7 protein-coding genes and 1 pseudogene are annotated in these 9909 nt (G+C 62.3%); 3 read left to right on the top strand and 5 right to left on the bottom strand.

From position 1 onward, the window contains the following. Nucleotides 1-187, top strand: a pseudogene (locus ACLRGI_RS19950) (single-stranded DNA-binding protein); the annotation flags it as partial. 67 nt (nucleotides 188-254) lie between these two features. Beyond that, entirely contained in the window at nucleotides 255-860 is a 606-nt protein-coding gene (locus tag ACLRGI_RS19945; RefSeq protein WP_253031016.1) for a DNA-binding protein, read from the top strand. A gap of 285 nt (nucleotides 861-1145) precedes the next feature. On the opposite strand, the gene ACLRGI_RS19940 is transcribed toward ACLRGI_RS19945, so the two are convergent. The 5 genes from ACLRGI_RS19940 to ACLRGI_RS19920 all read right to left on the bottom strand — a co-directional run bounded on the left by ACLRGI_RS19940 (nucleotide 1146) and on the right by ACLRGI_RS19920 (nucleotide 7821). Next, a complete protein-coding gene (locus ACLRGI_RS19940) occupies nucleotides 1146-1268 on the bottom strand; it encodes a hypothetical protein (RefSeq protein ID WP_349469151.1) in 123 nt (40 codons plus the stop codon). Nucleotides 1269-1283: 15 nt separating this feature from the next. Beyond that, nucleotides 1284-1922 (bottom strand): response regulator, encoded by a 639-nt coding sequence (locus ACLRGI_RS19935; RefSeq protein WP_253031015.1) that lies wholly within the window; start codon nucleotides 1920-1922, stop codon nucleotides 1284-1286. Beyond that, nucleotides 1919-3835, bottom strand: a complete 1917-nt coding sequence (locus tag ACLRGI_RS19930; protein WP_349469149.1) for a hybrid sensor histidine kinase/response regulator — start codon at nucleotides 3833-3835, stop codon at nucleotides 1919-1921. Before ACLRGI_RS19930 ends, ACLRGI_RS19935 begins: the two co-directional genes overlap by 4 nt. 90 nt (nucleotides 3836-3925) lie before the next feature. After that, nucleotides 3926-5698 carry a hydantoinase B/oxoprolinase family protein gene (locus ACLRGI_RS19925; RefSeq protein ID WP_253031012.1) on the bottom strand — a complete coding sequence of 591 codons (1773 nt, stop codon included), beginning with the start codon at nucleotides 5696-5698 and terminating at the stop codon, nucleotides 3926-3928. Next, a complete protein-coding gene (locus ACLRGI_RS19920; RefSeq protein WP_253031011.1) occupies nucleotides 5695-7821 on the bottom strand; it encodes a hydantoinase/oxoprolinase family protein in 2127 nt (708 codons plus the stop codon). The genes ACLRGI_RS19925 and ACLRGI_RS19920 overlap by 4 nt, the downstream gene beginning before the upstream one ends. Nucleotides 7822-8510: 689 nt before the next feature. Between ACLRGI_RS19920 and ACLRGI_RS19915 the strand changes: the two genes are divergently transcribed. Beyond that, nucleotides 8511-9839, top strand: coding sequence for a purine-cytosine permease family protein (locus tag ACLRGI_RS19915; RefSeq protein WP_349469148.1), 1329 nt, complete (start codon nucleotides 8511-8513; stop codon nucleotides 9837-9839). Nucleotides 9840-9909: the final 70 nt, after the last annotated feature.

Genomic DNA, 9909 nt, shown 5'->3' with positions numbered 1-9909 from the left:
CACGGGATTCGAGACAGCGAAAATCAACCGCACCCAGCGCAGCACCGCCCAGGGGGGACAAGGAGCTGGTGGGTTCGGCAACCAGGGCAACACTGGGCCGACAGGCCAAGCGGCGCCGCAGGAAGACCCCTGGGCCACACCACAGACCAGCGGCGCCGGCGGCCCGGACTCCGAGCCGCCATTCTAAAGCATTGAAAAGTAGTAGTAGGAGTAGTATCGTTACTACTCCTACTACTTTTTTGGGAGAAACCGCCATGACGACGAGTGTGAAAGACCGCGTCTTTGCCGCCGCCGAGCAGATCAGCGCTGAGCGCCGCCCGACCGTCTCCACGGTCCGGGCTACCGCCGGCGTCAGCAACGCGGACGCTACCCGCTACCTGAAGGAATGGTCAGAGGAGAAGCTCGCCGCCGGGGGACAGGTGGCAGCGACGCCGCCGGCCCTGCTCGAACAGGCCACGCGGCTCGCCGCGGCCTGCTGGGCTGACGCCTCTACGCTGGCTTCCGAGCGGCACGCCGCCGTCGAGACGGCCTGGGCGCAGGAACGCAAGGACAAAGACCTGGAAATCGCCGAGCTGGTGGCGGACCTGGACAAGGCAGCCGCGGAGAAGGAATCCGCGGCCGCCGAACATCAGGCCCGCATCACCGCTCTGCAGTCCACGGCGGAGGCTTTGGAGCAACGGCTGGCCGCCCTGGGCACTGAGCTGGAAGACACCCGTGCAGCAGAACGCGCTGCTGCCGGCGCGGCAGCGGAGGCGGAGAAGAAGCTCGCCAGTGCCGAGGCACGTAGCAGCACACTGGAGAAGGTGCACAACGCCTTGTTGCAACGGGTCGCCCCGGAGGCGAAGCCCTCTGATGTCTAAGAAGAACAAATGCTACATCCAAGCCAAGGGCCCGACTTAGTTTCAGGGATGGCTCGATCCGGCAGCCTTTGCACGGAATCGGTCGTTTGCGTGCACGGGTCAAGCCGGACGACGCAAGCTTCCCGACTCCGCGCTAATTCGCGGAACCCGGACAGCGCCCTTTGCACGCAACCGTGCACGAAACCGGAAAATGAACAACGCGGCCCTGTATTGAGTTTCGTGCACGCTTGCTAACCTGAGCCCAGCGGCAACAATGTCATTTTCAGAAGACAACTGCACGAAATGTCAGAAGTCGACTGCACTGGCTACGACGGACGTCCACAGGTCCAACTCGGTGGACGCCGTTCCAGGTCCATTGAAGTGGGATGCAAGTACGCCCACTTGCAGTTCACGATGCTTCGTGCGCATGGCGGTCGGTGATTGTTAGCGCAGGAAGCCGCGGCGGATGGCTTGCGCGACGGCGGAGGCACGGTCGGAGACATCGAGTTTGTCGTAGATGTGCTGGAGGTGGGTCTTGACGGTCGCCAGGGAGATGTGGAGTTCGCTGGCGATTTTTTGGCCCGAGTGCCCGTCAGCTGCGAGTCGGAGAATCTCGACTTCCCGGGAGGAAAGAACCGGCTTCTCCGGGGTGTCCTTGCGGGTGCGGAGTTCCCGGGCGAGAAGGTCCTGGGCGAAGGCGGCGATGACGGTTCCGCCCGCGCCGACCTGAAGGACGGCGTCGGTGATCTCGTCAAAGGATGCGGCTTTCTCGAGGAATCCTCGTGCGCCGTGGGCGAAGGCCCGGTAGACGGTCGTGCTGTCCATGTAGGCGGTCAGCACGAGTATGTGGGTCGGCGAGCCTTCGGCGAACAGCAGTTCCAGGACCTGCATGCCGTCGAGTTCGGGCAGTTTCAGGTCCATGACTGCCACGTCGGGATTCAACTTCCGGATGGCCGCCAGTGCGCTTCTGCCGTCTCCTGCGGATCCCACGACATTGATCTGCGGTACTGCCTCCCAGTTTCGGGCCAGCCCTTCCCGGTACACGGGGTGGTCGTCGGCGATGAAGACGGTGAGGATCTTCATGGCAGCGCCAAAGCGCTGCGGATGGTTCGTGCGAAGTGGTGGATTTCAAAGGGCTTGGTGAGGTAGTCCAGGATTCCGATGCCGCGCAGCTCTGCGATGCGGGCAGGCGTTGCATCGGCCGAGAGGACAATGACGGGGATTCGTCGTGTGCGTTCGTCCTGCTGCAGCTGCTTCACGACCTCAATGCCTGACATGTCAGCCAGGTTCACATCCAACAGGATGAGCTGGGGGGAAATCTCGCGGGCGAGGGCGATTCCGGATCTGCCGCTGGTCGCGGAGACGAGGTTGAGGTCGCCCATCCCGGCAATGATGTTCTCGACCAAGCGGATATTGGCGTAGGTGTCCTCGATATGCAGGATGGTCGCCTCTGCCCCGCCGGGGATGACGACCGTTCCGATCCCGGATTCCGGTACTGGGACTTCTTCCTCCGGTTCGGGCCCGAGCGGCATCTCAACGAAGAAGGTCGATCCTTCTCCCGGGGCCGTGTGTTCGATGCCCAGGACACCGCCCATTTCCTCGACCAGCTTCCTGGAAAGCGCCAGCCCCAGACCCGACCCTTCGACCTCAGCGGCCTGGGCCAGCCGGACGAAGGGCGTGAACAGCCGTTGAACGTCGTCTTCGGACATGCCGGGGCCTGTGTCCGTGATGAGGAAGCGAAGGGATCCCTCTGCGAGTTCGCACCAGACGCGGACCGCACCCTGCGCCCTGTTGAACTTAACGGCGTTTCCGAGCAGGTTCAGGAAAACCTGCCGGAGCCGTTGGGTGTCGGCCAGAATGTAGCGGTGCAGGGCACCGTGCAGGTCGCTCGCGATTTCAATATCCTGGGCCGCCGCGAGCGGGCGCATGAGCTCGAGGGCCTGGTGGATGGATTCGATGGCTCGCACGGGGGTCGTGGCAATGCCGGGGGCTCCTGCTTCAATCCAGGTGATGTCAAGCACGTCGTTGACGAGGGAGAGCAGATGGTTGCCGGCATCAAGGATGTGGCCGGCGCTTTCGGCTGCCCTGGGGCTGAGCGGGAGGTCCTGAAGCAGCTGGGCGAAGCCGAGGATGGCATTCAGCGGTGTGCGCAATTCGTGGCTCATCCTGGACAGGAACTCACTCTTCGATCGGTTGGCGCGTTCTGCCTCGTGCATGGCGTCGCGGGCCGCTCTCTCGGCGCGTTTGCGGTCGGTGATGTCGGTGGAGATCGCACCGAGCGCGTAGGGGCGGCCCGCATCGTCGATTAGGGGGAACTTGATGGAGAGCCAGCGGCTGTCCTCGTCAGGGTCGGTCCGGTCGCCTATTATCGCGAGCGGTTCTTCGACTTCAATGGAATCGCAGGTTCTGATCACCATGTTGTCGTTATCGCGGTAGACATCGGCGATCGGTCCGGCGAAGAGATCGTGATCGGTGAGGCCGATGATTGATTCCGCGCTCGTGCCAAAGCGCCTGGCGAAATAGTCGTTGACGATGACGTACCGCCCGCTGAGGTCCTTGGTGTACATCAGGGCCGTCGAGTTGTCCAGAAGGTCCTTGAGCTGCCGGATCGTCGAATGCAGATCATGCTCTGTGGACTCCTGCTCTGTGAGCGCCCTGAGCTGGACAACCACGTATTCAGCCGGGTCATCTGGCACGCTGAAGGGCCTGCCCCTCAACCGGAAGGCTCCCTGATGTTCACCTAGCTGGACGGAAACGGTGTGAGGCTCGGACGTCGTGGAGAGAGAGGCGGCCACCAGTTTGCTAAGGGCTGCCCCTGGCCTGATCGCGGCGCCTTGGTCCGTTTTAGAACTTTCCTGGAGCAGTACATCAAACTCGCTGTTCCCGTCGAGAAACACCAGCCTGTCGGCGCGCTCCTTGCGGAAGATGGCAGTTGCGAGCGGCACCGCATCGAAGGCGGCCCTTTTCAGCCGATCAGAGGCTTCTTTTGAGCTCACGGCCACATTCTTTCACAGCTAACGGGCATGCCACGGGTGCCTGACCCTGTGGTGTTCAGTTCAGACACCCGTGACACCTATGCTTCCTGGTTAGGCCGACGCGTGGCGTGCGCGCAGGCGGGACGTTTCAGCGGCATCGATCTGCAGTTCAGCTGTCGCCTGCTCATTGGTGAAGGCCACGCCGTACACTTCCCGGGCCCGCTCGAAGGAGACGAATCCGGACAAAACGTCCTGCCTGACGCGTTCAGTTTCGCGCTCGAAAGCCGGACCGTAGCCGCCACCGCCGGTGGAGTGCTGTCCGATTTCCTCGCCGGGCTGGAGTGTAATGGTACCCAGAGGCCGGATCTCGGTTTCCTTGCCATCGCGGTCCAGTTTGAACGGGATGTTCCGAGCAGCTGGGAGGCCACCTTGTGTACCGCGCGGAGGGAACGAGACACAGTCAGTTACGTAGGCGACCTCCATGGGGTCCCATTTCGGGCCGAAATGCACCGTGGCACCGGGGGCCCCGCGCCTGCGCCCGGCGCCTTCGGAGTCTTGGCGGATACGCAGTTCACCCACACGGAAGGGATACTTCAGTTCCGACAGCTCCACGCTGTCGCGGAACATGAGTCCGGCAGCGACTGCGAGGCCATAGGTGACCCAACCATCAAAGTCGGGGTTTGCCGGTCCGCCCTGGGATCCCAGAAAGACCTGGTTGACGAAAGCCGCGTCGTTCTGTCGACGGTCGGTGCCGGAGACCACGGAGAAACCCGGGCCAAGGCCGGTTGCTCCCTCTGCTGCCCCAAATCCGTCCCACGCGTCGGCGATTGCTTTCTGCGTGGTGACGGTAAGGCGGTCACCGATGTTGGTGGTCGCCACCGACGTCGAGTGCGGGAACTGGGGGCGACCGACGATGCAGTTGTCGCGCAGCAGCAGCTCAATGCGGCGGAAGGACCCGGAGTTGGCAGGAATCCCGGATTCCAGCGAGTTGAACACGCCTGTCATCACGTTGCTTACGGTGCAGGCCTCAGACTCGTTGATGCCTGCCGGGACACAGTCGATATTGTCCGTCAGGTCCAGCTTGACGCGCCCTCCGGCAGGGTCGACCGTGATCTTTACACGGATCTCGACGCCGTCCGGAAGAATGCCTTCGATCGGATCGTGCTTCCCTATGCCAAGGGTCGTCCCTGCGGGCAGCTTGGCAATGGCCTGCGCCATCTTCTCTTCCGAGTAGTCCATCCAGTCTTTGATGAACTGCTTGACGATGTCCTTCCCGTAACGTTCGCACAGTTCCTTGAGCCTGGCTTCGGCGACTCTCGCCGCCCCGACCATGGCGAGGTAGTCGCCGTACCACTGGTCGGGGATACGGATGCGCGAACGGCACATCCGGATAATGTCGGCAACATCCTGGCGGTCCTTCTGGACCCTGACACACGGGAAGACGATCGCCCCTTCCTGGTAGACGTCCTTGGCGAACGGCATGTAGGTTGAAGGCTCCGAGTTGCCGGCGTCGGCCTGATGGGCCTTGGCGAGGGTCGTGAACATGTGCTCGCCCTCGAAGAACACGGGCACAAGGATCGTGTGGTCGGCCGCGTGAGAGTTTCCGCGATACGGGTCGTTGTGCAGGAACGCGTCACCGTCCGCCAGATCAGCGTGCAGCTCGGTCATGGCGCCCGTCATCAGGTGCGCACCGAAGATGTGGCACGGGAGGCCTTCTGCGGATGAGAGCAGTTCGTTCTCGCCGGTTGTGATGGCGCAAGAGAAGTCCCGCGCCATGTTCAGCACCCCGCTGCGGCCTGTGCGAAGCAGAGTGTTCTCCATTTCCCGCACGATGCTGTCGAACCGGTTGGAGATGACGGCCATCAGAATGGGGTCGGTTTTCATGCGTGTGCCTCCTCGGCGGCGACAAGCTCTGCGGCCTGGTCGTTGGTTCCTGCATCGATGATGAAATCGCCGCTCGTCGCGACGAATACGGTGGCACCCGGGTCTACGACGAGCGTCGTGGTGGCCAGGAAGATGATGGCGGGACCGAACACCGTTGTGCCCGCTTCAAGTGATTCGCCTTGGTACACGGGCGTCTCCGGCACATCGGCGGCGGCGAAAAGCACGGTTCGGTGCCGAACCGGTTCGGCAGGGCGGCCGTCGCCCTTCTTGACCGGTACGGATGGTTTGTCCAGCACTGCGGTGACCCGCATCTTCCAGACAAGGCATTCGATCTGCTCGGCGGGGTCGTTTACGGCGAAGACGCGCAGGTGCTGCCGGTGGAACTCCTGATTCAAAGCCTGGACGTCGTTATGGCTCTCGATCCGGAGTCCGGGAAGGGGTGTTTCAAGTTCCCACACCTGGCCCGGGTAACGGGCATCGACGCTAAGCGATTTACGCACTGTAACCGGTTCGAGGGAAGCGATGTCTTCGATGAATGCATCGGCCTGCGCTTCAACGGCCGCGAGTGCACGGTTCACGGATTCGATGTCAAAGTCCCGCGACGAAGCGAAGGAACTCACGGTGAAGTCCGAGATGATGTCCGCGTTCAGCGCACCTGCTGCCGAGAGCGCGCCGGCGGTCATGGGCAGGACGACCTGCTGGACGCCGAGTTCGCGGGCGATCTGGATGATGTTGACTCCGCTCGCGCCGCCGCCTGCGACGATGGACAGTTCCCGGGGGTCGATGCCCTGCGAGACCGTCATTTCCCGGACCGCGGAGACGATGTTCTGGCTTGCGAGGATCAGCGCGCCCCGTGCAGCCTGCTCGATGGAGACGCCGAGCCGCTCGGCCACGGGTCGCAGTGCCTCGCGGGCCGCCGGAACGTCAAGCCGCAGCTTGCCTCCAATGAAACCGTGCGGGTCAAAGTACCCCAGCACCAAAGCTGCGTCCGTGATGGTCGGGAGCGTACCTCCGCGGCCGTAGCACGCCGGCCCTGGGTCAGCGCCGGCGCTCTCGGGACCGACGCGGACGAGTCCGCCGCCGTCGACGCTGATGATCGAACCGCCGCCGGCGCCGATGGAGCGGACGTCGACGGACTTCGTTCCAGTGATGTGACCGGTCCATTTCTGGCCTAGCCAGGTGTCCGCGCTGTAGTGGATGTTGCCGTTGCTGATCAGACCGGCGTCGAAGGTGGTTCCGCCGGTGTCGCAGACCAACAGGTTCGGTTCCGCGTCCTTGAGCGTATTGATGCCGGCCTGAAGGGCGGTAAGCGGAGCCATCGAGGGTCCGGAACCGACGCTGTAGATCGGCCGCTCGATCATCTTGTCGACGGGCCACGAACCGCCAAAGCTTGTGGATATCAGGAGTTTCCCGGCAAAGCCGTGGGCACGGAGGTCATCGGAGAGTTCCCCGAGGAAGCTCTGCATCAGGGGCTTCAACGAGGCGTCGATCACAGTGGAAGACGAGCGACGGTACTCGCGCAGTACCGGGTTCAGCTGGTGGCTCAGGGTGTAGGGGATACCCGGCAGGTGTTCGTCCAGAAGTTCCCCGACACGCAGCTCGTTCTCACCGTTGACGGTGGACCACAGCAGGCTCACCCCGACCGCGTCGACACTGTGGATCCGACACTGGTCGATGGCACGCAAAACGCTTGCCTCGTCCAGGGGGCTGAACACTTCGCCGCTGCTGTCGATACGCTCATCGATCTCGAAAGTCAGATAGCGGGGAACGTAGGGGGCGCTGAATTCGCGCTGGGAGAACGCTCCACCGAGCTTCCCGCCCTCGCGCAACAACAGGGTGTCCGGGAATCCTGCCGTTGTCAGAAAAGCAGTACGCGCAGTCTTGTGTTCGACGATGGCATTCGTGGACCGGGTCGTCCCATAGGCAAAGTGCGACGCGTCCGCGAGAAGGGCTGAGGTGCTGACACCAAGCTCGGTCGCCACCTGCTCGATGGCCTGGGCAATTCCATCGAAGGCACGCAGGTACGTCGTCAGCGCCTTTCCGATGTGGATGGTTCCGTCATGGTCGGTGATAACAACGTCCGTGAACGTACCACCGGTGTCAACTGAAATTCTGTAGGCCACAATGTCCTCTGTTCTTTGTTCTTGCGGCTCCCGCTCCCGCGGTCGCTTCGTTGATCCCTGGGGAATGTGTAGACGACGCCTGGCGTGGAAGGGCCAGACCGGCTGTTCCCGGCGAACGTCGTCCAAACGGGTGCATGTTCAATTGTTTCCCCGCGTGAGGAGGGACACATCAGCCGTTCGGAAACCCAAAAGAATGATCTCTTCGTGGCCGAAAGGATGATCTTTTCGGCCGACTCCGCTCAATGCGACCGGACCGTGTTTCACTGATTCCGAGGGACGGTCCTCCATCAGCGGCGGGCCAGGTTAGCCCAAACATGGCGCGATCAAATCCCTCGAAACCCCAGGAGTTCCGTCCCTGTTCGTGATCTCCAGTGGTACCTACTCGGCCAATCCAGACTCCCGGCGGCCAAAATCCGCTGCCGTCGCGCTGGAGGCAACAACCGGTGGCGGTATGCCTTGGCGGAACGCCCATTAGCGCAGACATGGATCTGTCGGCGCGAAATGCTCCCGGACAAATGACCCCGTTGCTGCGGTAACCCTGAGCGAAACGCCCAGGGCACGGGCCGAACCCTCGGCCGTCTGCAGCTGGCCTAGGGGTCAACAAGGCAAAAAACCGGCGGTCTCCGCCGCCGGTTCCGTCAGTTTGATCACACCTAAGAGGTGAAACTTTGTCGTACTCAAATTACGTCTTGCCCGCTTCGAAGCGCGTCGGCAAGTGGTCCGTCACAATGGCGTGGTGGGCACTGTTCTCCGCAATGTTCTGGCTCTACATCGCAGTCGCTTCAGCAGGAGCAGTCGGTGTCCTCAACACGGTGATCGGCATGGTGCTGAGCATCGCAACCTACGGCGCCATCAATCTCGTCCTATCCCGCTACGCGGCACGGACCGGACTGACCGTGAGCCTGTTCTCCCGGACCCTTTTTGGTCTGGTCGGCTCCGCCCTCGCCTCCCTCATTCTCGCGGCCACGGCCATCTACTACGCAGTATTCGAAGGATCGATCATCGCCGTCGCGTTCCACGAATTCTTCGGCGGCAGCATGGTCCTCTGGTATGGCATTGTTGTCATCTATGCGATCCCCCTGGCCGTGGGCAGCGTGCAGAACTGGCTCGACCGCCTCAACGGCTTTCTGCTGCCGTTCTATGTCGCCGGCCTCATCGCTGTCGTCGTAGCCGCAACGCTCCTCAAAGGCGTACCGAGCGATTGGATCGGGCACGCTGCTGCCGCGTCCACGCTGCCAGGCTGGCTGACCTCCTACCTGATCTACATGGGTGTCTACGTCCTCATGATGTACACCTTTGACTACGCACGCCTCGGCCGGGAAAAAGACGAAAAGTTCCTCGGAACCGTCGCCTTTGGCTGGGTCTTCTACGCCTTCGCGTTCGCCCTGAACGGACTCATCGGCATCTACATCATGAGCGCATGGGGGCTTGAAGCATCCGAAACCGGAGTCGTCCAGGCATTCATTTCCTCCCTGGGATTTGCCGGGTTGCTGGTCATCCTCGTATCCCAGACGCGCATCAACACTGCCAACTACTTCGTGGCATCGGAGAATCTCTCCGCTTTCGCCAGCCGGGCCTTCCGCCTGAATCTGCCCCGCTACGTGTGGGTGATTGTCACCGGAGCCCTGACCTTCCTGCTCATGCTCACCGACGTCCTGAGCTACCTGCTGAAAGCGCTGGCCTGGCAGGGAGTCTTCGTCACGGCATGGGTTGCCATCGCACTGGTCTACATCGGCCTGAACTGGAAGAAGACGGACCGTGTCCCGGACATCCGCCCGGCCAGTCTGAAACCCGTAAGCCTTGGCGCCCTCGCCTGGCTGCTGGCGTCAACCGTTGGAATCATCCTTACGGAGCAGACGGCTTTTCCTGTTGTCTCGCAACTTACGCCCTTCATCACCATGGTCCTGGCCGGCGCCCTCTACTACGGTGCCCACAAGCTCTCCCCCCCGCCATCGATCGATTCTTCCGAGTCCCTTGACACAGCCGAAGAAGAATTGGACCCGGCCATCGTCGGTTAGCCCCAGAGCACAACAAGCCGCCGGTGTGCCGGGTTCCAATAGACCCGGTTCACCGGCCGAATCATCCTCT

This window comes from Paenarthrobacter sp. PPS72 (assembly GCF_048537125.1).
GTDB lineage: Bacteria > Actinomycetota > Actinomycetes > Actinomycetales > Micrococcaceae > Arthrobacter > Arthrobacter nitroguajacolicus_E.
This window is presented reverse-complemented; position numbering and strand designations above follow the sequence as displayed.